General features: G+C 34.8%; 24 protein-coding genes. 15 read left to right on the top strand and 9 right to left on the bottom strand.

The features are described from left to right. Positions 1-176: 176 nt before the first annotated feature. Entirely contained in the window at positions 177-1,547 is a 1,371-nt protein-coding gene (hisS, locus tag AC061C_RS00735) for a histidine--tRNA ligase (RefSeq protein ID WP_478289605.1), read from the bottom strand. A 349-nt stretch (positions 1,548-1,896) separates the two neighbouring features. Here hisS and AC061C_RS00730 point away from each other — a divergent pair, with 349 nt between their 5' ends. Continuing rightward, positions 1,897-3,141, top strand: a complete 1,245-nt coding sequence (locus AC061C_RS00730) for an ABC transporter permease (RefSeq protein ID WP_478289604.1) — start codon at positions 1,897-1,899, stop codon at positions 3,139-3,141. 71 nt (positions 3,142-3,212) lie between these two features. On the opposite strand, the gene prmC is transcribed toward AC061C_RS00730, so the two are convergent. Both prmC and AC061C_RS00720 read right to left on the bottom strand, forming a co-directional pair. Beyond that, on the bottom strand, positions 3,213-4,067 hold the full coding sequence (gene prmC / locus AC061C_RS00725; RefSeq protein WP_478289603.1) for a peptide chain release factor N(5)-glutamine methyltransferase: 855 nt from the start codon (positions 4,065-4,067) through the stop codon (positions 3,213-3,215). Positions 4,068-4,137: 70 nt separating this feature from the next. Beyond that, positions 4,138-4,623, bottom strand: a complete 486-nt coding sequence (locus tag AC061C_RS00720; RefSeq protein ID WP_478289602.1) for a GNAT family N-acetyltransferase — start codon at positions 4,621-4,623, stop codon at positions 4,138-4,140. 138 nt (positions 4,624-4,761) lie between these two features. Between AC061C_RS00720 and ribD the strand changes: the two genes are divergently transcribed. Genes ribD through AC061C_RS00705 form a run of 3 tightly spaced genes read left to right on the top strand, consistent with a single transcriptional unit; the run spans position 4,762 to position 7,040 of the window. Next, positions 4,762-5,805 (top strand): bifunctional diaminohydroxyphosphoribosylaminopyrimidine deaminase/5-amino-6-(5-phosphoribosylamino)uracil reductase RibD, encoded by a 1,044-nt coding sequence (ribD, locus tag AC061C_RS00715; protein WP_478289601.1) that lies wholly within the window; start codon positions 4,762-4,764, stop codon positions 5,803-5,805. Then, positions 5,798-6,400 (top strand): HAD family hydrolase, encoded by a 603-nt coding sequence (locus AC061C_RS00710; RefSeq protein ID WP_478289600.1) that lies wholly within the window; start codon positions 5,798-5,800, stop codon positions 6,398-6,400. The genes ribD and AC061C_RS00710 overlap by 8 nt, the downstream gene beginning before the upstream one ends. 10 nt (positions 6,401-6,410) lie before the next feature. Next, a complete protein-coding gene (locus AC061C_RS00705) occupies positions 6,411-7,040 on the top strand; it encodes an IMPACT family protein (RefSeq protein ID WP_478289599.1) in 630 nt (209 codons plus the stop codon). 29 nt (positions 7,041-7,069) lie between these two features. Here the strand turns inward: AC061C_RS00705 and AC061C_RS00700 are convergent, their stop codons facing one another. Continuing rightward, positions 7,070-7,474, bottom strand: coding sequence for an acyl-CoA thioesterase (locus AC061C_RS00700; protein ID WP_309757357.1), 405 nt, complete (start codon positions 7,472-7,474; stop codon positions 7,070-7,072). A gap of 183 nt (positions 7,475-7,657) precedes the next feature. Between AC061C_RS00700 and dnaA the strand changes: the two genes are divergently transcribed. The 5 genes from dnaA to AC061C_RS00675 all read left to right on the top strand — a co-directional run bounded on the left by dnaA (position 7,658) and on the right by AC061C_RS00675 (position 12,591). Beyond that, positions 7,658-9,085 (top strand): chromosomal replication initiator protein DnaA, encoded by a 1,428-nt coding sequence (gene dnaA, locus AC061C_RS00695; RefSeq protein ID WP_309757359.1) that lies wholly within the window; start codon positions 7,658-7,660, stop codon positions 9,083-9,085. Between the two features lie 7 nt (positions 9,086-9,092). Then, positions 9,093-9,560, top strand: a complete 468-nt coding sequence (locus AC061C_RS00690) for a low molecular weight protein-tyrosine-phosphatase (RefSeq protein WP_478289598.1) — start codon at positions 9,093-9,095, stop codon at positions 9,558-9,560. Between the two features lie 63 nt (positions 9,561-9,623). Further along, positions 9,624-10,343 carry an SAM-dependent methyltransferase gene (locus AC061C_RS00685; protein ID WP_417969324.1) on the top strand — a complete coding sequence of 240 codons (720 nt, stop codon included), beginning with the start codon at positions 9,624-9,626 and terminating at the stop codon, positions 10,341-10,343. A gap of 155 nt (positions 10,344-10,498) precedes the next feature. Then, a complete protein-coding gene (locus AC061C_RS00680; protein WP_478289608.1) occupies positions 10,499-11,629 on the top strand; it encodes a methionine aminotransferase in 1,131 nt (376 codons plus the stop codon). Between the two features lie 80 nt (positions 11,630-11,709). Continuing rightward, positions 11,710-12,591 (top strand): SDR family oxidoreductase, encoded by an 882-nt coding sequence (locus tag AC061C_RS00675; protein WP_478289597.1) that lies wholly within the window; start codon positions 11,710-11,712, stop codon positions 12,589-12,591. A gap of 73 nt (positions 12,592-12,664) precedes the next feature. Here the strand turns inward: AC061C_RS00675 and AC061C_RS00670 are convergent, their stop codons facing one another. The 4 genes from AC061C_RS00670 to AC061C_RS00655 all read right to left on the bottom strand — a co-directional run bounded on the left by AC061C_RS00670 (position 12,665) and on the right by AC061C_RS00655 (position 15,057). Further along, positions 12,665-12,985, bottom strand: a complete 321-nt coding sequence (locus AC061C_RS00670) for a response regulator (RefSeq protein ID WP_478289596.1) — start codon at positions 12,983-12,985, stop codon at positions 12,665-12,667. Positions 12,986-13,055: 70 nt separating this feature from the next. Beyond that, positions 13,056-13,586, bottom strand: coding sequence for a YceI family protein (locus tag AC061C_RS00665; RefSeq protein WP_478289595.1), 531 nt, complete (start codon positions 13,584-13,586; stop codon positions 13,056-13,058). Positions 13,587-13,632: 46 nt separating this feature from the next. Continuing rightward, positions 13,633-14,385, bottom strand: coding sequence for a pirin family protein (locus AC061C_RS00660; protein WP_478289594.1), 753 nt, complete (start codon positions 14,383-14,385; stop codon positions 13,633-13,635). A 90-nt stretch (positions 14,386-14,475) separates the two neighbouring features. Next, positions 14,476-15,057 carry a Crp/Fnr family transcriptional regulator gene (locus tag AC061C_RS00655; protein ID WP_478289593.1) on the bottom strand — a complete coding sequence of 194 codons (582 nt, stop codon included), beginning with the start codon at positions 15,055-15,057 and terminating at the stop codon, positions 14,476-14,478. A 149-nt stretch (positions 15,058-15,206) separates the two neighbouring features. Between AC061C_RS00655 and udk the strand changes: the two genes are divergently transcribed. The 6 genes from udk to scpA all read left to right on the top strand — a co-directional run bounded on the left by udk (position 15,207) and on the right by scpA (position 20,533). Further along, positions 15,207-15,815 carry a uridine kinase gene (gene udk / locus AC061C_RS00650; protein ID WP_309757548.1) on the top strand — a complete coding sequence of 203 codons (609 nt, stop codon included), beginning with the start codon at positions 15,207-15,209 and terminating at the stop codon, positions 15,813-15,815. Between the two features lie 140 nt (positions 15,816-15,955). Next, entirely contained in the window at positions 15,956-16,279 is a 324-nt protein-coding gene (locus AC061C_RS00645; protein ID WP_417969332.1) for an FtsB family cell division protein, read from the top strand. Between the two features lie 127 nt (positions 16,280-16,406). Beyond that, positions 16,407-17,771 carry a methylmalonyl-CoA mutase subunit beta gene (locus tag AC061C_RS00640; RefSeq protein WP_478289592.1) on the top strand — a complete coding sequence of 455 codons (1,365 nt, stop codon included), beginning with the start codon at positions 16,407-16,409 and terminating at the stop codon, positions 17,769-17,771. A 71-nt stretch (positions 17,772-17,842) separates the two neighbouring features. Continuing rightward, a complete protein-coding gene (locus AC061C_RS00635) occupies positions 17,843-18,076 on the top strand; it encodes a hypothetical protein (protein ID WP_447119484.1) in 234 nt (77 codons plus the stop codon). Next, positions 18,063-18,362 (top strand): type II toxin-antitoxin system RelE/ParE family toxin, encoded by a 300-nt coding sequence (locus AC061C_RS00630; RefSeq protein WP_473094354.1) that lies wholly within the window; start codon positions 18,063-18,065, stop codon positions 18,360-18,362. The genes AC061C_RS00635 and AC061C_RS00630 overlap by 14 nt, the downstream gene beginning before the upstream one ends. Before the next feature lie 32 nt (positions 18,363-18,394). After that, entirely contained in the window at positions 18,395-20,533 is a 2,139-nt protein-coding gene (gene scpA / locus AC061C_RS00625) for a methylmalonyl-CoA mutase (RefSeq protein WP_417945230.1), read from the top strand. A gap of 182 nt (positions 20,534-20,715) precedes the next feature. Here scpA and AC061C_RS00620 read toward each other — a convergent pair whose 3' ends face one another. Beyond that, complete coding sequence (locus tag AC061C_RS00620; protein WP_417945232.1) at positions 20,716-21,363, bottom strand: peptidoglycan-binding protein LysM; 648 nt, start codon at positions 21,361-21,363, stop codon at positions 20,716-20,718. Between the last annotated feature and the right edge of the window lie 3 nt (positions 21,364-21,366).

Here is a 21,366-nt window from a genome sequence, read left to right as displayed (position 1 = left end):
TTTAATATAATTTTAAGATTATCTGGCTATACTTTCAATAAATTTGATTTATTAATCAACGCTAAAAGAATTGATTTCTAAAATTGAAATTCCTTCATATTATTAATTCACCATTGTTTTATATTAAAAAAGCTTCGTTTAGTAGACGAAGCTTTTTTAATGGTTTTAAAACAGAATTATAACAACGCTTTTTTGAGACCCTCAAAATCTAGTGAAACTTGTTCGCCACTCTTTAAATTTTTGAGCGAAAATGTGTTGCCAGCAATCTCTTGTTCTCCTACCACTATAGCAAACGGAATACCTCTTTTATCTGCATGCTGGAATTGTTTTGCCACTTTTGCAGCATCGGGATACAATTCGACTTTTACCCCAACATTTCTTAATTCTTTTATCGCTTTCATCGCATAAAATGCTTCGGTATCGCCATAATTAATAAACAACGCTTTAGAAGTAGCGGTTACAGTATTAGGAAACAAATTCAATTCTTCGACAACCAAATAAATGCGGTCTAAACCAAAAGAAATTCCCACACCACTCATATTTTTTAATCCGAAAATTCCAGTCAAATCATCATATCTACCGCCACCGCCAATGGATCCCATTGCAACTGATTTAGGCGGAGCCACCTCAAAAATAGCACCAGTATAATAATTTAATCCTCTAGCCAAGGTTACATCCAAATCTAAAATTGCGGTTGATAATCCAAGTTCTGCAACATTGTCACATATAAATCGCAACTCCTCTACCCCTTTCATTCCCTCGATAGATTCTGCTAACAAAACCGAAAGTTGATTTAATTTCTCAGAAATCGTTCCTGTAAAATTAAACAAGGGTTGTACCTTTTGTATTGCCGTTTCAGAAATACCTTTTTCTATCATTTCTTTTTTCACGCCGTCCTCGCCTATTTTGTCGAGTTTGTCAAGCGCTACCGTGAAATCAATTAATTTATCAGATGCGCCAATGACCTCAGCAATTCCCGATAATATTTTTCTGTTATTGATTTTGACCGTTACGCCTTCTACACCAAGCGCAGTAAAAACAGTGTCGTACAATTGCACCAGTTCAACTTCTTGCCACAAAGATTTAGATCCCACCACATCTGCATCACATTGAAAAAACTCTCTGAAACGTCCTTTTTGCGGACGATCTGCTCTCCAAACCGGTTGAATTTGGTACCGCTTGAATGGAAATTCGATATCGTTTTGATGTTGTACCACATAACGTGCAAAAGGAACGGTTAAATCGTAACGCAATGCTTTTTCAGAAATACTCGCTGTTAGTTTTGTACTGTCTTTATTCTCTAAATGGGTGGGGTTGGCTTTCGCCAAATAGTCTCCGGAATTTAATATTTTAAAAATCAAACGATCGCCTTCTTCACCATACTTGCCCATCAGCGTGTCGGAGTTTTCGAATGAAGGTGTTTCTATCGGTTGAAAACCAAATTTCTCGAAATTACCTTTTATGATTTGGATAATATAGTTTCGTTTTGCCACCTCGGTTGGTGAAAAATCTCTAGTCCCTTTTGGAATACTCGGTTTTGATGCCATTGTTGCTATATGGTTTCTGATATTAGCTTTCTAAAATCTAAATTGTAAATTCTTAAATAATCCTGCAAATATCTTATTTTTAAAATTATTCTCTTTAGAAATTTTGTCATTTTATTACAGAACGCATAGCCCCGATTGTAGTGAAAATACAAAAGCGAAAAATAATACTGTTTTATTGCTGGAAAGAGCGACCGCAGGAAGCTCCTTTGCGGCAATTGAAAACAGATTATTTTTGCTGATGGATTGTAACGAAAAGCGGGAAATAGCTTCAAATAAGGAGGATTACAATAAATTAGTTTTTAGCTAAAGAAAATTTGTAACAAAAATTGTAATTTCGTGTCAAACTGCTATGATGTTAAAATTATTCAAAGAAAATATTCGAATTGCACTCGGTTCCATCCGAACACAATTGTTGAGAACCGTTCTTACTGTGCTAATTATTGCTATTGGCATCACCGCTTTGGTGAGCATTCTTACGGTTGTTTCGGCGCTGGAGAACACCATATCCTCTGATTTTGCATCGATGGGAGCCAATACGTTTAACCTGAAACAATATGAAAATACGACTAGGAATCGCGGTGGAAATGAACGACTGATCATCAATCCTATCATTTCGTATCCTGAAGCAGTCGCTTTCAAAAATAAATATGGATATCCATTTACCCAAACATCCTTATCGTTTACCGCTACATCAGCTGCCGAAATAAAATATGAAGCGACTAAAACAGATCCTGAAAATGCCATTGTGGGTGTAGACGAATTTTTCATGACCAACTCTGGTTTAGAAACAAGTTCTGGGCGAAATTTTACTGGATTTGATATCGCAAACAATGCCTATGTGTGCGTGGTAGGTTCTGATTTTGAAAAAGGGTTGCTTAAAGATGTAAATCCTATTGATAAAATAATCTCTATTCGCGGGGCAAAATTTAAAGTCATTGGTGTCTTGAAGGAGAAAGGATCTACGTTTGGCAATAGTCAAGATTTACGCGTTTTAATCCCTATTCAACTCGCACGTTCTTTATTTACAGCGCCTAACATCAATTATACGGTAAGTGTAATGGTAGCTAAAAAGGAATTGCTGGAGCAAGCTTTAGGAAATGCAACAAGTACCATGCGTAGGGTTCGTAAATTGAGCCCTGTGAAAGACAACAACTTTGGTGTGGTACGAAGCGATGATTTAATCAACCGAATTCTAGGAATTACAAAATATTTAGGATTAGCCTCGTGGTTAATAGGAGTGATTACTGTTCTGGGATCATCTATTGCTTTGATGAATATTATGATCGTATCGGTAACTGAACGTACGCGCGAAATAGGCGTTCGGAAAGCTTTAGGAGCTAAGAAAACAACAATTGCTATTCAGTTTTTTATAGAGACCTTATTGATTGGACAAATGGGCGGACTCGTAGGTATTATTTTTGGAATCCTAATTGGTTTTGGAATCGCCACTGCCATGGATTTCGCTTTTGTAATTCCTTGGAGCGCAATCATGGCTGCCTTCATCACCAGTTTTATAGTTGCTATTGCCTCCGGACTGTACCCTGCAATCAAAGCTGCAGTACTAGATCCTATAGAAGCTTTGCGATACGAATAGATTTGAATTTTAGGGATAAGACTTTGATCAAAATATGAAAATTGATATCTAATTTATAGCAATCAAATGTATTAAATCGAACATCGAATCATCCGATCATTACCGTACATGTCTTTGCGCAATTCAATATCTTTAAACTGTAATTCCTCAAGTAAAGCGACTGTTTCTGGTCCTAAATACTGATTTATTTCAAAAAACAACATTCCGTTTGTAGTGAGGTTTTTGTGCGCTAACTGCGCTATTTTTTTATAAAAAATAAGAGCGTCTTCATCTTCTACAAATAGTGCCAAATGAGGTTCATTGTCTAAAACGTTTTTCTTGATTTCTTCTTTTTCTAAATTCCGAACATAAGGTGGATTCGAGACAATAATATCAAATTGCTGTTTTAAATCGTCTGCTTGGAGAATGTTTTGATTGATAAAAGATATGTTTACGGAATTATTTTGTGCATTTTTCTTGGCTGTTGCCAAAGCCTTTTCAGAAACATCAATGGCAGAAACTGTGGCATTTGGAAGGTTTTTTGCCAATGAAATAGCGATACAACCGCTTCCCGTTCCTATGTCAAGAATCTTTAAATCTTTGAATTTTTCAATCTTTGAATTATTTCTAATAATCCATTCTACTAATTCTTCGGTTTCAGGTCTTGGAATCAAGACATTTGGATTGACTTCAAAATCCAAACCATAAAAGCTCGTTGAACCCAATAAATACTGAATGGGAATTTCCTTTTTTAGTTCCTCAAGAATCGAATTCCAAACGACAATTTCTTCTTCAGAAAAAAGCAAATCAGGCTGCAACGCCAAGTCAATTCGTTTGAGTTTTTGTTTTTCTTCCAAAATCAAATAAAAAAAACTTTCTGCTTCACCCGCATCATAAATTGGAGTGAGCACGTCGATAAATTGAGTTCTATAATCTTTTATTTTCATTGTTTTATTTTGGAAGAATTTTGGTTTATTATCGTTTTGTCAAGTCGAGCGCAGTCGAGACTCAACAAAATCATAAATTCTTCAGCATCCAAATAGGGCAACTCGTGTGGCCTGTGCTTCCCATAGGAGAACAAATGTATTCGAATCCTACTTTTTTGTATAATTTTTGAGCATCAAGCATAAACGGCATAGTTTCTAAATAGCATTTCTCAAAGCCAAAATCTTTTGCACTTTGCAAACAGGTTGCCATCATTTGGCTCCCAATTCCAAGACCTCTAGTTTCTGGTAAAAAATACATTTTTTGAAGTTCGCAGATTGTTTCGGCTTCATTTTCAAGTGGTGCAATACCCGCACAACCCAGAATTTCACCTTCCTTTTCTACTACAAAATAAACTGATTTAAGCTTACTATATTCTTCAAACATTAAATCCAAATACGGATCTTCATAAGCCGTCCCTACTTTTGGGATGTTTAACTCATCAAAAACAGCTCTTATCAATGCTGCAACAGACGGATTATCTTCTTTTTTAATTTTTCTAATACTGTAATTTTCCATTTCTATACTACGTAATTTTAGACACAAAAGTAGAAATTGTTTGGTGTTATTTGAGAGAGTTTAAAAAATAATACCTTTCTATTTCTAAATTTTCAAGTCGAAATTGGGGCTAATCTCAAAAACAACTACTTTTGCTAGGTGAAAACACATGAAAAATACATCCGTCGCTGCATTGAATTAGCCAAAAATGGTTTGGGAACTACCTATCCAAACCCGCTCGTAGGAAGCGTTATTGTTTATGAAAACAAAATCATTGGCGAAGGCTGGCATAAAAAAGCTGGAGAGCCACACGCCGAAGTAAACGCTGTGAATTCTGTAAAAGATAAATCATTGCTAAAAAAAGCTACAATTTATGTAAGTCTAGAACCGTGCAGTCATTTTGGAAAAACACCCCCTTGTTGTGATTTGATTATCAAAAATAAAATTCCAAATGTAGTTATTGGAACTGTTGATCCTAATGTAAAAGTGGCAGGAAACGGAATTAAAAAACTATTGGAAGGGGGAATAAATGTTACAGTAGGCGTGCTAGAAGACGAATGTAATGAGCTTAATAAACGATTTTTTACGTTTCATGACAAAAAAAGACCCTACATTATTTTAAAATGGGCCGAAAGTCAGGATGGTTTTATCGCGCCAAAAGAAAAATCAGAAAAAAAACCGGTCTGGATTACCAATCAATATTCAAGACAATTAGTCCATAAATGGCGCACTGAAGAACAAGCCATTCTAGTAGGAACTCAGACTGTAATTGATGACAATCCAAAACTTAACGCACGCGACTGGTTTGGTAGCAACCCCATTAGAGTCGTTTTAGATCAAAAAAACCGCATCCCAAAAGACAGTCATGTCTTTGATAATAAGGTTAAAACAATCCTATTTTCTAGATCAAATCAAACTATTGAAAAAGAAAATGGTATCTTTGAGTATCTTGATTTTGAACAAAATATAGTAACTCAAATAATCAAATCCCTGTATCAACATCAGATTCAAACGATTATTATAGAAGGCGGAAGACAAACGTTACAGACTTTTATTGATGCGAATCTTTGGGATGAAGCTAGAATATTTGTTGGTAATATGACATTAAAGACAGGAACTCAGGCACCAAAACTTGGTAGAAGTCAATTCAAAAAACAAGCCATTGGTACCGATCAACTACTAGTATCAAGAAACTATGATTAATACTATAATTTTTGATTTTGGCGATATTTTTATCAACTTAGATAAAGAAGCGCCTCGTGTTGCCTTCGCGAAACTAGGTTTAAAAACATGGTCTGAGGATTTGGAGGAACTCAATTTATCCTTTGAAAAAGGGAAAATTTCAGAACTTCAATTCATAGAAGGCTTTCAGAAAAAAATGCCTGATGTGTCAATAAAAGAAATTCGAAGTGCTTGGAACACCATTTTATTAGATTTCCCATTGTACCGACTTGAATTTTTGCAAATGCTTTCGCAAAAATACCGCTTGTTCTTGCTTAGCAATACTGATTCAATTCATATCAATCGATTTCAGCATGTAGCGGGCACCACTTTTTATAGAGAATTTTATGAATGTTTTGAAAGAGTTTATTTTTCTTTTGAATTGGGCATGCGCAAACCCGAAGCCAACATTTTCAATTACCTGATAAAGCAGCATGAGTTAATACCAAAACGTACTTTATTCATTGATGATAAAACAGAAAATACAGATGCAGCCCTTGCATTGGGATTTCAAGTTTGGAATTTACAAGTAGGCAAAGAAGATGTGGTACAACTATTTGATAAAAAAATAATTTAGAAACTACCTTTTGGACATAAAAGACACCTACAACACGATAGATTTGGCTAGCGATGAAGTATTATTCAAAGAAAAAAATAGTAAATTTTTTGGCTACTCATTTCCAATTCAATCTGAAGAAGAAGTAAAACCATTCATTGAAAGCTTACGAAAACTTCACCCTAATGCTGGGCATTTTTGTTATGCATATCAAATAGGTACAACAAGCACGACGTATCGAGCAAATGATGACGGAGAACCAAGTAACAGTGCTGGCATTCCTATTTACGGACAAATCCTTTCTTTTTCAGTAACCAATGTATTAATTGTTGTTGTTAGGATATTTGGGGGAGTCAAATTAGGCGTTGGAGGATTAATCGCTGCATATAAAACAACCGCACAAATGGTTCTTGAAACCTGCGAAATTATCGAAAAAACGATCGATGTTCATTTTACAATCACTTTTGACTATGTAAATATGAATAAAGTGATGCGCATTATTAAGGAAAAAAAGTTAGAAATCGTAGGCCAAGAAATGGAAATAAAGAAAGATTCAGGATTACCGATAGGTAAAATCGAAATAAAAACACGAAAAAAAAATGCCGAAATGATATTCGACATTTTTAAATCAATGTTTGAAATCGATATAAAACAACTCTAATTTACATCTGAAATTGTCTTTTCATTACTTTATTCTATTTTTTTTAAGAGTTCTAAAATATAATCTGGTGGAGCAGTAGGACGACCTGTTTTTAAGGACACAAAAACAAGAATAAATTGAGCATTTGTTAATAACTCGTCCAATTCATTGTATATCTCGCAATCAAATTCTATCTTCACTGAACTCTGACTTTTAAATACAGTACGTACCGTAAGCAAGTCATCATAACGGGCTGACTTTTTATAATTGATATTCATAGAAACTATGGGAAGCGCAATGCCATTTTCTTCCATACTTTTATACGAAACCCCTTTGTTTCTAAGCCATTCCACTCTTCCCATCTCAAAATAAGGAATGTAATTTCCATGATAAACAACTCCCATTTGGTCCGTTTCTGAGTATCGTACTCGCACTTGTATTTGATGATCTTTCATTAATTATATGTTAAAATTTTAAAATTTATATTCTCCTTACAATAATTATATTAGAAATTATCTTCCATTAAATTTTTTTTTACAGAAAATTGTTCACATATTTGTTACCCCCGAAAACCAATAAAATAACCTCTTTTTTTCGTAAGATAATAGTTACCAAAATATAAATAATTCAAAAAAGAAATGAACAAAACTGCACAATCAGTATGGGAAAACTGTTTGTCTTTTATAAAAGACAACATTCAGGATCAAGCTTACAAAACTTGGTTCGAACCGATCAAATCAGTTGAACTTACCGATAACGCATTATACATTCAAGTTCCAAGTAAATTTTTCTACGAATGGCTAGAAGAACATTACGTTAAATTATTAAAAGTGGCACTTACCAAAGAACTTGGAAAAAACGCAAAGTTACTTTATAAAATTAGAATGGAAAACACTTATGGTAACAAACAACCGTTTACGGAACAATTACCAAGTGCCAACAGAGTTCCTATGAAACCTCAAGAGGTGGATGCTCCATTCAAAAATTTAAACCCAGAACTCAAAAATCCTTTTGTAATTCCAGGAATTCGTAATTTGAAGATTGAATCCCAATTGAATGCGAATTACAGTTTTGATAATTTTCTAGAAGGAGATTCTAATAGATTAGCGCGTTCCGCTGGTATGGCGGTGGCCAACAAACCAGGAGGAACTTCGTTTAATCCGTTATTGATTTTTGGAGGGGTAGGATTAGGAAAAACCCACCTTGCCCATGCAATTGGGGTTGAGATAAAAGACAAATATCCTGAGAAAACTGTTTTATACATTTCTGCTGAAATTTTCACACAACAATATATTGACTCGGTTAAGAAAAACAACCGAAACGATTTCATTCATTTTTATCAATTAATTGATGTTTTAATTATTGATGATGTACAATTTCTCTCTGGTAAATCAGGAACTCAAGATGTGTTTTTCCACATTTTCAATTATTTGCATCAAAACGGAAAACAGGTAATCTTGACTTCTGATAAGGCACCTGTTGACATGCAGGATATTGAGCAACGCTTGTTGTCGCGTTTCAAGTGGGGTTTGTCTGCTGAAGTACACCAACCTGATTACGATACTAGAATTTCTATACTTAAAAATATATTGTATCGAGATGGTGTCGAAATTCCGGAGGAAATTATAGAATATGTCGCTCGCAATATTAAATCAAATGTAAGAGAACTTGAAGGTGCCATTATTTCGTTGATTGCACAATCTTCATTTAACAAAAAGGAAGTTACGCTAGAGCTTGCCAAAAGTGTTGTTGAAAAATTTGTGAAAAATGTAAAAAGAGAAATTTCAATCGATTACATTCAAAAAATTGTTTCAGACTATTTTCAATTGGATCTAGAAACCTTACAATCAAAAACAAGGAAAAGACACGTTGTACAAGCCCGCCAATTGGCCATGTTCTTTGCTAAGAAATTTACCAAAGCATCTTTGGCAAATATTGGTTCACAAATTGGAGACAGGGATCACGCAACAGTATTGCATGCCTGTAAAACCGTTGATAATTTAGTTGCAACCGACAAACAATTCAAAAAATTTGTAGAGGACATCAATAAAAAATTAACGTTGTAAGCTCATCATGTCTGTGAAAATCTTAATGGTTTGTCTAGGTAATATTTGCCGCTCTCCATTGGCAGAAGGTATTTTAGCTTCTAAACTCCCAAAAAATAAATTCAAAGTTGATTCAGCCGGAACTGGTTCCTGGCACATTGACCATAAGCCAGATGAACGATCCATTGCTGTAGCAAAAAAAAATAATATCAATATTTCAGATCAAAAAGGACGACAATTCAATAAATCTGATTTTGATGCTTTTGATTATATTTATGTAATGGACAATTCAAATTACACTACAGTAATTGAACTTGCTGAGAATATGGAACAGAAACAAAAAGTCAAACTAATTTTGGATGAATTATTTCCAAACGAAAAAGTAGATGTTCCCGACCCTTATTTTGGCTTACCCAATGGATTTCAAATAGTGTATACTATGCTAGATGAAGTTTGTGATGCAATTGCAACAAAATTAATAAATAAACATCCTTAAAATTTTAGCTATAAAATTTTCCTAGAAAACAAATAGAAAAATTTACTTACCAATACTTCAGCAATGGCATCAACAATATTAGGAAAACTGTATTTAATACCTACAACAATGGGCGATTGTGATCCCATGGATGTGTTGCCGCAAACTATAAAAAGAAGTATCGACCTCATTGATTCCTATATTGTTGAGAACGACAAGACAGCTCGGAAATCAATCAAAATTGTTAATCCAGAAAAAAAACAAGCAGATTTAAAACTGTTTATTTTAAACAAGCACACCGAGACCAAAGAACATTTAGATTTTATTAAACCCTTGTTGGCTGGAGAAAACATGGGGTTGATGAGCGAAGCAGGTTGTCCAGGAGTGGCTGATCCCGGTGCTGTAATCGTTAAGCTAGCGCATGAAAAAGGCATTCAAGTTATTCCTTTAGTTGGACCCTCATCTATTCTTTTAGCAATGATGGCCTCCGGAATGAATGGACAAAGTTTTACTTTTCATGGCTACTTGCCTATTGAAAAAGACGAAAAAAAAGCAAGCTTTAAAACTCTAGAAAGAATCTCATTTGAGAAAAACCAATCTCAAATTTTTATTGAAACTCCATATAGAAACAATAAATTATTAGAGGATTTAATGCAAACCTTGCATCCCGAAACGCATTTGTGTATTGCTACGGACATTACTTTACCTACAGAATACATCAAAACCAAAAAAATTGCGGCTTGGAAAAAAGAAACCATCGATTTGCACAAACGCCCCACAATTTTCATCATTCATAAGATGTAAATTTGTTAATATCAAAAACTTAAAAAGTTTGAACTTGTTTGAATGTATTCAATTAATTTTATACCATATTACAATACTAAATCATCTTAAAACGCATATAATACAAGACAATTCTAATAAAAATACCTATTTTTATACAAAGAAATAATGTCTTTATTATGAGTAAACTACCCAATATTAGCACGAGTATTTTTACGGTTATGTCGCAATTGGCAGCTGAATATAATGCCATCAATCTTTCTCAAGGTTTTCCAAACTTTCCTGTTGACGAACGATTAACGAATATTGTTGCCAAACTGGCCAAAGAAAATGTACATCAATACACGCCTATGTCTGGCTATGTACCATTATTATCAAAAATAGCGACACTAGTTAAACACTCCTACGGAAGAACCATTCTGCCGGAAACGGAATTACTAGTTACCGCCGGAGCTACACAAGCCATTTTTACCACCATAACAGCTTTGGTGAAAAATAATGACGACGTGATTATCTTAGATCCAAGTTATGATTGCTATGAAGCACCCGTATTATTGTGCAACGCAAATCCGGTTCGGGTAGCACTGAATGATGATTATACTCCAAATTGGGAAATTATCGAAAAGGCATGTACTTCAAAAACCAAAATGATAATCATCAACAATCCGCATAATCCAACGGGGAAAATTTTATCGGAATCTGATTTTGAAGCCTTGGAAAACCTATTGGAAAAATATCCTGAGATCGTTCTTCTTTCTGATGAAGTTTATGAATACATTACTTTCCAGGAGAAACATATTTCAGCTCATACACGGGAGAAACTATTAAATCGTTCTGTGATGGTTTCCTCTTTCGGAAAATCATTCCATGTTACGGGATGGAAAGTGGGCTATTTAGTAGCGCCCGAATATTTGACGAAAGAAATCAAAAAAGTACATCAGTTTTTAGTTTTCAGTGTCAATAGTATTTGTCAGGTTGCCATTAGTGAGTATTTAGATATTGTTTCTGTTTCTGAAATTGGTAAATTATATCAGGAAAAACGGGATTATTTTAGACAATTATTAAAAGGCAGCCGATTCGAACTCATGCCGTGCGAAGGAACTTATTTTCAAGTGGCGTCATATGCAGCTATATCAAATGAGAATGATGTTGATTTTTGCAAACGACTTATTAAGGAACATGGCGTGGCTGCTATTCCTATTTCTACTTTTTATGCCGATGGAAAAGACCTGAAATTAATTCGGTTTTGCTTTGCCAAAGACAATGCTACGCTAGAAGAAGCCGCTAAAAGATTGTGCGCCATCTAAAATCGGTATTGAAATTTATTTTTATTATGCGTGCATACTATTTAATTTTATTATATTTACAATAAAAAAAATATCAAAATATGAGCTATACAGATAAAATGTTACGCGACGATGCCCTAAAAGGCAAAGTAATTGTCGTAACCGGAGGAGGAAGCGGTTTAGGAAAAGCAATGACTAAATATTTCTTGGAATTAGGAGCGCAAGTTGCCATTACTTCCAGAGATATAGAAAAACTTAAAAATACTGCTGCAGAACTGGAAACTGAAACAGGTGGAACATGCCTACCAATTCAATGTGATGTTCGTCATTATGAAGAAGTGGAAAATATGCTACAAGAAGTTTTGAAAACTTTTGGTAAAGTTGATGTTTTGCTGAATAATGCTGCTGGAAATTTCATTTCTCCTACTGAAAGATTATCTGCAAATGCTTTTGATACTGTAATTGATATCGTTTTAAAAGGATCCAAAAACTGTACGCTTGCTTTTGGAAAACATTGGATTGACACCAAACAAAAATCATCTACCATTTTGAATATTGTTACGACTTACGCCTGGACTGGTTCTGCTTACGTGGTACCTAGTGCTACTGCAAAAGCTGGAGTTTTAGCCATGACACGAAGTCTTGCTGTAGAATGGGCAAAATACGGAATCCGTTCGAATGCAATTGCACCTGGACCATTCCCAACTAAAGGCGCTTGGGACCGATTGTTACCAGGAGATTTAGCTGAGAAATTTGATATGGCTAAAAAAGTACCGTTAAAACGTGTGGGAGATCATCAGGAATTAGCCAATTTGGCGGCTTATTTAGTTTCTGATTTTTCAGCATACATCAACGGTGATGTTATTACAATTGATGGTGGTGAATGGTTGAAAGGCGCTGGACAGTTCAATTTACTAGAAGCAATTCCTGAAGAACTTTGGGATCAACTGGAAATGATGATCAAAGCAAAGAAGAACAAATAATAGTTTTAAAAAAAATTAAACCATTACGAGATTTAGAAAAATTAAGAATTAACACTTAATACACTTTACTTTCCTAATGGTTTAATATTTTAATGTTTTCTAGGGCAAGCAAAATTTCACTTTTAAGCAAACCACTCCCGCCTCCATAGTGTTGTACTATACTGATATCGGAATTTTGATTTCTGAAAAAAGTGCACAATTCAGATTCACTTTCTTCTTGAATTCCAGAACCCAACAATACAAGTGAAAAATATTTTCTTAGAAAAATTTCCTTCGCTTCCTCATCATTCATTACACCTACTCCACTCCAATTCTCGTTTGCATTTATCAATCGGATGACGGTTTCTAGAATTTCCGGATGTCTCCCTATGTATAAAATATGTATGGTTTCCATCATTCTATTTTTAAAAACACAAACCCCAAAGAAAATAATTCTTTGCGATTTGTGCTTATTTACTATACAATTATTGTTGCAAAAATTGCAATTCGATATTCAAACGAACTTCTTCGCTTACTAAAACACCGCCAGTTTCAAGCGCCGAATTCCAGTTTAATCCCCAATCTTTTCTGTTGATTTTTCCTTCTAATGCAAGTGCCATTTTGGTATTTCCCCATGGATCTTTCATTAATCCTCCATAATCAGCCGCTAATTTTACTGATTTTGTAACACCGTGTAATGTTAAATCACCAACCAATTCATATTCACCTTCATTAATTTTGATGAAAGAAGTTGCGCTAAATTTAATTTCTGGAAACTGAGCAGCATCAAAAAAATCAGCACTCAATAAATGTGTATCTCTATCTGCGTTTCCTGTTGTCACAGTATCAATTGCTCCTGTAAATTCAATTTTTGCGTTTTCTAAATTAGCACCTTCTGTTTCAATGGTGGCATCAAATTTTGAGAATTTACCTGAAACATTTGTAAACATCATGTGTTTCACTTTAAAACCAATTTCTGAGTGTGTTGGGTCAATTACCCATTTTGTTGTTGACATGGTATTATTATGTTTTATTAGTTATTTCTATTATGCGTTTATTTAATTACAATTTCATTGGAACTTCCATCAATAAGATTTCGGCATTGGATGATTTAGCGACGATTTCGATTCCATTGGTATCCCAAATTCCTAATCCGTCACGTTCATTTAAAGCGATGTTTCCTATCGTGAAATCCCCTTTTAAAACAAAAGCATAAATTCCGTTTTCAGGTTTTTTCAATTCATACGAAGTAGCAAAATCGTGATCAAATTTCCCAATATGAAACCAAGCATCTTGATGAATCCAAACACCTTCATCTTCTGGATTTGGTGATAAAATTTGCTGTAATTTATTGTGCCGATCATTTAAATCTAAAGTAATTTGATCATAACGAGGCGTTACATTTTTTTGATTCGGATAAATCCAAATCTGTAAAAATTTAACCAACTGATCTTTATTTTTATTGTACTCGCTGTGAAAAATCCCCGTACCGGCGCTCATCGCTTGAATATCACCTTCCTTGATTACGGTAGTATTTCCCATACTGTCTTGATGTTCTAAATCACCTTCGAGCGGAATAGAAATAATTTCCATATTATCATGCGGATGTTTCCCAAAACCCATTCCTTGGCTGACTCTATCATCATTCAGAACGCGCAACACACCAAAATTCATACGCTCTGGATTGTGGTAATTTGCAAAACTAAAAGTATGATAGGATTCTAACCAGCCGTGATTAGCATGACCGCGGGTATTTGCTTTATGCAAAACTGAATTCGTAATTGCATTTTCTATTACTTTATCTGTATTTTCCATTGTCTTGTTCTTTACTATTGTGGTACAAAGTTGCGTCAAAAAAAAAGCGCTCGCATTGAACTAGGACAAGAAATGAAAAATAACGAGAATTTAGTGTTTGGCGATTTTAGTTCTTATCTTACTAAGAAACTCAGCCGAAATACCCAAATAAGAAGCAATATAATGTTGGGCAACGCGCTGCGAAAGTGTGGGATAATGGTCGAGAAATTCTAAGTATTTCTCGGTGGCAGTTTTAGAAATAGTATTAAATAAACGCTCTTGAGTAACCGCAAGACTGCGTTGCATGAGGATTCGGAAAGCACGTTCAAATTTTGGTGCTTTAACGAATAATTCTTCTTTAGTTTCTGGGCTAAACATAAAAAACTCACAATCTTCTAATGTTTCAATGTATACCCTACTTGGTTTTTCTTCATAAATGCTAAACGAAATATCACTCACCCAAGCATTTTCGATGGCAAATTGCAGAATAACTTCAAAACCATTGGCATCAATATAATATTTCCGGACACAACCTTTAATTACAAAAGCTTCAAAATTGCACATTTCACCTTCATGAACTAAAATTGTTTTTTTTGAAACCGTACGATATTCCAATAAAGAATTGAAAATTTCTAATTCTTTTTTTTCAAACGTGACATAGCGACTGATGTTGGTATTAATTTGTGAATACAAGATAATATGATTTAGAAACTAAAGATAGAAAAAAGGAGAATGAACTACGACTAATAAACAAATTTAATTAGCAATATTTCCTCAAAAAATAAAATCCACTCCCAATTAAATTCCTATTTTTGTCCCGATAAAAACATAACAAATAAAGTATGCTCATTATAGGAATTGCAGGTGGTACAGGAAGCGGAAAAACAACTGTTGTACATCAAATCATGAATGAATTACCACAAACAGAAGTAGGGATTATCTCTCAAGACTCCTATTACAAAGAAAATCATGGACTTTCATTTGACGAAAGAGCATTAATTAATTTTGATCATCCGCGCGCCATTGATTTTGAATTATTGGTAAAACACTTGAAAGAATTAAAAGAAGGCAACAATATCCACCAGCCCGTTTATTCCTTTGTAACGCACAATAGAACAGACGATACCGTTTTTACACATCCCCGAAAAGTGATGATTGTAGAAGGAATTTTGATTCTTGCAAATCCAGAATTAAGAGAATTATTTGATGTAAAAATATACGTACATGCTGACTCTGACGAACGATTAATCCGTCGTATGAAAAGAGATATCGTTGAGCGTGGCCGCGACATGCACGAGGTAATCAACCGGTACCAAAACACACTCAAACCCATGCACGAACAGTTTATTGAACCAACAAAAGCTTTTGCTGATATCATTATACCAAACGACAAATACAACACCGTAGCCATAGATGTGGTTCGAGCAGTAATAAACCAAAAAATTTTATAAATTAGTTGTAATTTTAAAGCATCCAATTATTAGGAGCTATTTCCCGCTTTCCGTTGCAATCTTTTAGTAGGTGAATCTTCCTTCGTCAGTATCACCTACTAAAAGGATTTACACTGTAATCGGGGCTAAAAAAAATAAAAATGACAAATCCATACAAAGACAAACCTTGGTTTAAATTTCTAAGCAATAAATATGTCTGGGTTTTGTTGTTTTTTGTCACTTGGATGCTTTTTCTAGACAATTATTCGTACTTCGGTCACCGAGTTTTAGACAAACAAATCAACGAATTAGAGGACAACGCGAACTATTACAAGGAAGAAATAAAAAAAGACCAAAAGAATATCAAACAATTAAAGAATCCCGAACAGATAGAAAAATACGCCCGAGAGAAATATTATATGAAAAAAGATAGTGAAGACATCTATATCATCGAATTTGAAGGCGACACGATTGAAAAAAAATAAAATTCCATCTCAAACCCCTCGCTAAGGGAATGAAATGTGAAATTTATAGTAATTATTAAAAACATAACACCAAGTTTCGGCTCCCAATCCTTTTGCGAGGGCTGGGGTGAGGAAAACAACAAACAAAATGGCTACAAACCTTTTCGATGATTTCAATCCCATTTCCTCCAAACAATGGAAACAAAAAATCCAATTTGAACTAAAAGGAGCGGATTATAATGAAACGGTAGTTTGGAATTCTCCAGAGGACATTCAAGTAAAGCCTTTTTATCATAAAGATGAGCTGGCCAAATCTTTTCCTATTGCTACAAAAGCAACTGACTTCAGTATTTGTCAAAATATATTTGTTTTTGATATTGAAAAATCAATAGAACGAGCACAAGATTCCTTGAGTCGCGGTGCTGACAGCCTTCGTTTTACAATAGAAAATGAATCGATTGATGTGACCAATCTATTAGAAAAATTACCGTTGGAAAAAGTTACCGTTTATTTTAATCTGGGATTTATTTCAATCGATTTCGTTAGAAAAATAGATGCATTTGCCAAGAAAAATAACACTACTATTTTCTGTAATTTAGATCCAATTGGGCAATTAGCCAAAGAAGGAAACTGGTTCACAACCTCAGAAAAAAGTAATTTTGATACCTTAAATATACTTTCTCAAACGATTTCTACGGTATCTTTATTGAGCATTAATAGTGCCTTGTACCAGAATGCAGGAGCAACTATAGTCCAGCAAATTGCTTATAGTTTAGGTCACGCGAATGAGTATTTTAATAGAGTTGAGCAGATCAATAAACCCATCGTTTTTGAAGTGGCCGTTGGGACCAATTACTTTTTTGAAATAGCAAAACTCCGAGCTTTGCGATTACTTTTTACAACAATCGCAAAGGAATACAACCACAATATAGACTGCAACATCATCGTTTCGCCTACAAAACGAAACAAAACAATATACGATTATAACGTAAACATGTTACGCACCACTACCGAATGTATGAGTGCTATCATTGGCGGTGCAGATGCTATTGCCAATTTACCTTATGATGCGTTGTACCACAAAGACAATGAATTTGGTGACCGAATAGCCAGAAATCAATTGTTGATTCTCAAAAATGAAAGTTATTTTGACAAGGTGAATAATCCAGCTGACGGCAGTTATTACATTGAGACGCTTACGAATCAATTAGCTGAGAAAGCATTAACGTTATTCAAAGATATCGAGGCAAATGGTGGTTTCTTGAAACAACTTAACGATGGAATAATCAAAAGGAAAATTCAGGAAAGTGCTGATGCAAGTCAAGAATTATTTGATTCTGGGAAAGAAATTCTATTAGGCACAAACAAACATCCTAACAAACAGGATAAAATGAAACATGATTTAGAATTGTTTCCTTTTGTAAAAGTGAAACCAAGAAAAACCTTGATTACACCAATAATCGAAAAACGTCTTGCAGAGAAAATAGAACAAGAGCGATTGAATCTTGAATAAACAGCTTAACTCTGTTATTTAACTTAACACCACTGGAAAAGAGTATAATTACTTTACTAAAATATAAAATAATGGAAGCCATCAGACAAATCGTTAAGGTGAAAAACCACAAAATAAGTATAACACTGCCAGATGATTTTACTGCTGATGAAGTTGAAGTGATTATTCTTCCAAAGTCGAATAATGTAGAAATCCCTCAATGGCAAATGGACCAAGTTAGAGAAAGAACTGAGAAATATCTTAAGAATCCTTCTTCAGCGCAAGATATTGATGATTTTCTAAAAGCTATTGATGGTAAGTTATAAAATTGTAATTGTTGAGGAAGCGAAACTTGATTTCATAACAGCTTTGGACTGGTACAAAAGCATTCAACCTAAATTGGGTGATACGTTTTCCAATTCTTTCAAGGAAAGTTTAAAAATAATCAAGTCAAATCCGCTTCTTTTTCAAATAAGATATGACAACACCAGAGTGGCTTTAATTAAAAATTTTCCATACTTAATTCATTTCAACAGCTACGAGAACACAATTGTCATCAAAGCTATTTTTCATACCTCACGAAATACTGAAATATGGATTGAAAGGAATTAAAATTTCAAAAATATAATCTTTGTACTAAACAAATGAAAAGAAAAGATTTACAACATATAAAATTAGAAAGTACACTGTTGAAAGTGGAGCATGAACATGCACCGGCTGATGCTTTTCTAACTGCAGAAGGAATCGAACTAAAACAAACGTACTCAGAACAAGATATTGAGAACATCAAGCATCTTGATTTTGGAGCAGGTTTCGCACCCAATTTACGCGGGCCTTATGCAACAATGTACGTGCGCCGACCTTGGACTGTGCGTCAATATGCAGGATTTTCTACTGCCGAAGAAAGTAATGCTTTTTACAGAAGAAATTTAGCTGCCGGTCAAAAAGGACTTTCTATCGCTTTTGATTTACCTACGCATCGAGGTTATGATTCGGATCACGAGCGTGTGGTGGGAGATGTTGGAAAAGCAGGAGTTGCGATCGACACTGTGGAAGACATGAAAGTGTTGTTCGACCAAATTCCGCTAGATGAAATGTCCGTTTCCATGACGATGAATGGTGCCGTTTTACCTATTATGGCTTTTTACATTGTCGCTGCCGAGGAACAAGGTGTCAAACCCGAGTTACTTTCCGGAACGATACAAAACGACATTTTGAAAGAGTTTATGGTGCGCAACACCTATATTTATCCGCCAACTCCTTCCATGAAAATCATCGCTGATATATTTGAATACACGAGTAAAAACATGCCCAAGTTCAATTCTATTTCGATTTCTGGATACCACATGCAAGAAGCAGGAGCCACTGCTGATATTGAATTAGCTTACACGCTCGCTGATGGATTGGAATACATTCGAACAGGATTAGCAACAGGAATGAAAATTGATGAATTTGCACCAAGATTATCGTTTTTTTGGGCGATTGGGATGAATCACTTCATGGAAATTGCCAAAATGCGTGCTGGTAGAATGATATGGGCTAAACTGGTCAAACAATTCGAACCAAAAGACGATAAATCATTAGCCTTGCGAACTCATTGCCAAACTTCGGGTTGGAGTTTAACGGAGCAAGATCCTTTTAATAATGTGGCTCGAACCTGTATTGAAGCAGCAGCTGCCGCTTTTGGAGGAACACAATCTTTACATACCAATGCCTTAGATGAAGCCATCGCTTTACCAACAGATTTCTCAGCAAGAATTGCTAGAAACACACAACTCTATTTACAAGAAGAAACTAAAATCACAAAAACCGTCGATCCTTGGGCCGGCAGTTATTATGTAGAAAGCTTGACGAATGAAATTACTGAAAATGCTTGGAAACTTATTGAAGAAGTAGAAGAGCTTGGCGGGATGACCAAGGCCATTGAATCTGGAATTCCGAAACTTAGAATCGAAGAAGCGGCGGCCAGAAAACAAGCGCGCATTGACAGCGGACAAGACATTATTGTAGGTGTGAATCAATATCGGTTAGAAAAAGAAGATCCGTTACAGATTTTGGATGTGGATAACCAAATGGTTCGCAAGCAACAATTAGAACAATTAGACCGAATCAAAGCAACTCGAGATACCGAAAAAGTTCAAAATTCACTAAAAAAATTAACACTTTGTGCACAAACAGGAGAAGGTAATTTACTGGAAATTGCCGTTGAAGCTGCTCGAAACAGAACTACTTTAGGCGAAATTAGTGATGCACTGGAAGCAGTTTTTGGACGATACAAAGCACAAATTAAATCTTTTAGCGGCGTGTATAGTAAAGAAATAAAAGACGACAAAAGTTTTGAAGAAGCAAAAAAATTAGCAGACGCCTTTGCTGTTAAGGAAGGCCGTCGTCCCCGAATCATGATTGCAAAAATGGGACAAGACGGACACGATCGTGGGGCAAAAGTAGTGGCTACCGGTTATGCCGATGTAGGTTTTGATGTAGACATTGGTCCACTTTTTCAAACACCAGCAGAAGCAGCTAAACAAGCTGTAGAAAACGACGTACATATTCTAGGCGTTTCTTCTCTTGCTGCAGGACACAAAACTTTGGTCCCACAAGTTATTGAAGAACTAAAAAAGTACGGTCGAGAAGATATAATGGTGGTAGTTGGCGGGGTAATTCCTGCACAAGATTACCAGTTTTTATTTGATGCCGGTGCGGTTGCGGTATTTGGACCCGGAACAAAAATTAGTGAGGCTGCTATTAAAATTTTAGAAATATTAATGGGAAGTTTCGAATAAACGCATTGAATATTAAATCTATCTAAAGCATTAGTCGAAAGAGTAGTTCTTTTTTGTTTTTTGATTTTGTATTAGTACAATCAAAATTCCTTATAACTATCAAATTTTTTATCAACTGTTCTGAAACAAAAAAAGGCTGTGAAAAGTAAATTTCACAGCCTTTTTCATATTGTATCTTATTCTTAAATCTGAATGCTTCTTACAGTTGCGTTACTATCTGCAATAATAAAAGACGTATCGTAACCTCCAAATAACTTCATATAGGTTCTTATTGAAGTTCCGTATGCATCTCTAAAATAACGCTTACCCTTGTTTTTAAAATACTTTTTTACGGATCCAGCACCACCTAGATGTGCTGCTGCTAAAATCCCTGACTCTGTAACATGAATTCCGTTCAGAATTGTTCCTTCATATTTTTCAATTTCCTTTTTCAGTTCCCATTTATTTTTTGCTAATAGAGCAATAAAGGCTCTTTCTTGCAATTCAGGACTATTCAAAAAAGAAGAACTGCTTCTCACTCCAACTGACTTTAATGTTTCAATACCAAATTGATATTTACCTAAATAACCTAAGGAATTAATTTTTCTGTATTTACTTTCAGATTCTCTATAACCAATTGCTTCTCTGAAACCTACGAAAAAGTTTCCGGTAAAAGGGATGTTCGAATTGATGTAATCTTCTTGCTTTTCAGAAGGAAATAAGTAGTGTGTTCCTTCTTCTTCATTGATAAGAAACCAAGGGCTGGTTTCTAAGTTAAACGGTCTAAAACCGGAGCTCAAAAAAACTGTAATTACAGTTAGACTAGTGTAAAAATACCACTTCTTTATCATAAA

It is taken from the genome of Flavobacterium sp. GNP010, assembly GCF_056428945.1.
The sequence above is the reverse complement of the archived record's forward strand: the minus strand, read 5'-3'. Positions and strand labels throughout refer to the sequence as shown.

Excerpts from the sequence above, each read along its gene's own strand:
- hisS (WP_478289605.1), bottom strand. The coding sequence starts at position 1,547 with ATGGCATCAAAACCGAGTATTCCAAAAGGGACTAGAGATTTTTCACCA.
- AC061C_RS00730 (WP_478289604.1), top strand. The coding sequence starts at position 1,897 with ATGATGTTAAAATTATTCAAAGAAAATATTCGAATTGCACTCGGTTCC.
- prmC (WP_478289603.1), bottom strand. The coding sequence starts at position 4,067 with ATGAAAATAAAAGATTATAGAACTCAATTTATCGACGTGCTCACTCCA.
- AC061C_RS00720 (WP_478289602.1), bottom strand. The coding sequence starts at position 4,623 with ATGGAAAATTACAGTATTAGAAAAATTAAAAAAGAAGATAATCCGTCT.
- AC061C_RS00710 (WP_478289600.1), top strand. The coding sequence starts at position 5,798 with ATGATTAATACTATAATTTTTGATTTTGGCGATATTTTTATCAACTTA.
- AC061C_RS00700 (WP_309757357.1), bottom strand. The coding sequence starts at position 7,474 with ATGAAAGATCATCAAATACAAGTGCGAGTACGATACTCAGAAACGGAC.
- dnaA (WP_309757359.1), top strand. The coding sequence starts at position 7,658 with ATGAACAAAACTGCACAATCAGTATGGGAAAACTGTTTGTCTTTTATA.
- AC061C_RS00690 (WP_478289598.1), top strand. The coding sequence starts at position 9,093 with ATGTCTGTGAAAATCTTAATGGTTTGTCTAGGTAATATTTGCCGCTCT.
- AC061C_RS00685 (WP_417969324.1), top strand. The coding sequence starts at position 9,624 with ATGGCATCAACAATATTAGGAAAACTGTATTTAATACCTACAACAATG.
- AC061C_RS00675 (WP_478289597.1), top strand. The coding sequence starts at position 11,710 with ATGAGCTATACAGATAAAATGTTACGCGACGATGCCCTAAAAGGCAAA.
- AC061C_RS00670 (WP_478289596.1), bottom strand. The coding sequence starts at position 12,985 with ATGGAAACCATACATATTTTATACATAGGGAGACATCCGGAAATTCTA.
- AC061C_RS00665 (WP_478289595.1), bottom strand. The coding sequence starts at position 13,586 with ATGTCAACAACAAAATGGGTAATTGACCCAACACACTCAGAAATTGGT.
- AC061C_RS00660 (WP_478289594.1), bottom strand. The coding sequence starts at position 14,385 with ATGGAAAATACAGATAAAGTAATAGAAAATGCAATTACGAATTCAGTT.
- udk (WP_309757548.1), top strand. The coding sequence starts at position 15,207 with ATGCTCATTATAGGAATTGCAGGTGGTACAGGAAGCGGAAAAACAACT.
- AC061C_RS00645 (WP_417969332.1), top strand. The coding sequence starts at position 15,956 with ATGACAAATCCATACAAAGACAAACCTTGGTTTAAATTTCTAAGCAAT.
- AC061C_RS00640 (WP_478289592.1), top strand. The coding sequence starts at position 16,407 with ATGGCTACAAACCTTTTCGATGATTTCAATCCCATTTCCTCCAAACAA.
- AC061C_RS00635 (WP_447119484.1), top strand. The coding sequence starts at position 17,843 with ATGGAAGCCATCAGACAAATCGTTAAGGTGAAAAACCACAAAATAAGT.
- AC061C_RS00630 (WP_473094354.1), top strand. The coding sequence starts at position 18,063 with ATGGTAAGTTATAAAATTGTAATTGTTGAGGAAGCGAAACTTGATTTC.
- scpA (WP_417945230.1), top strand. The coding sequence starts at position 18,395 with ATGAAAAGAAAAGATTTACAACATATAAAATTAGAAAGTACACTGTTG.
- AC061C_RS00620 (WP_417945232.1), bottom strand. The coding sequence starts at position 21,363 with ATGATAAAGAAGTGGTATTTTTACACTAGTCTAACTGTAATTACAGTT.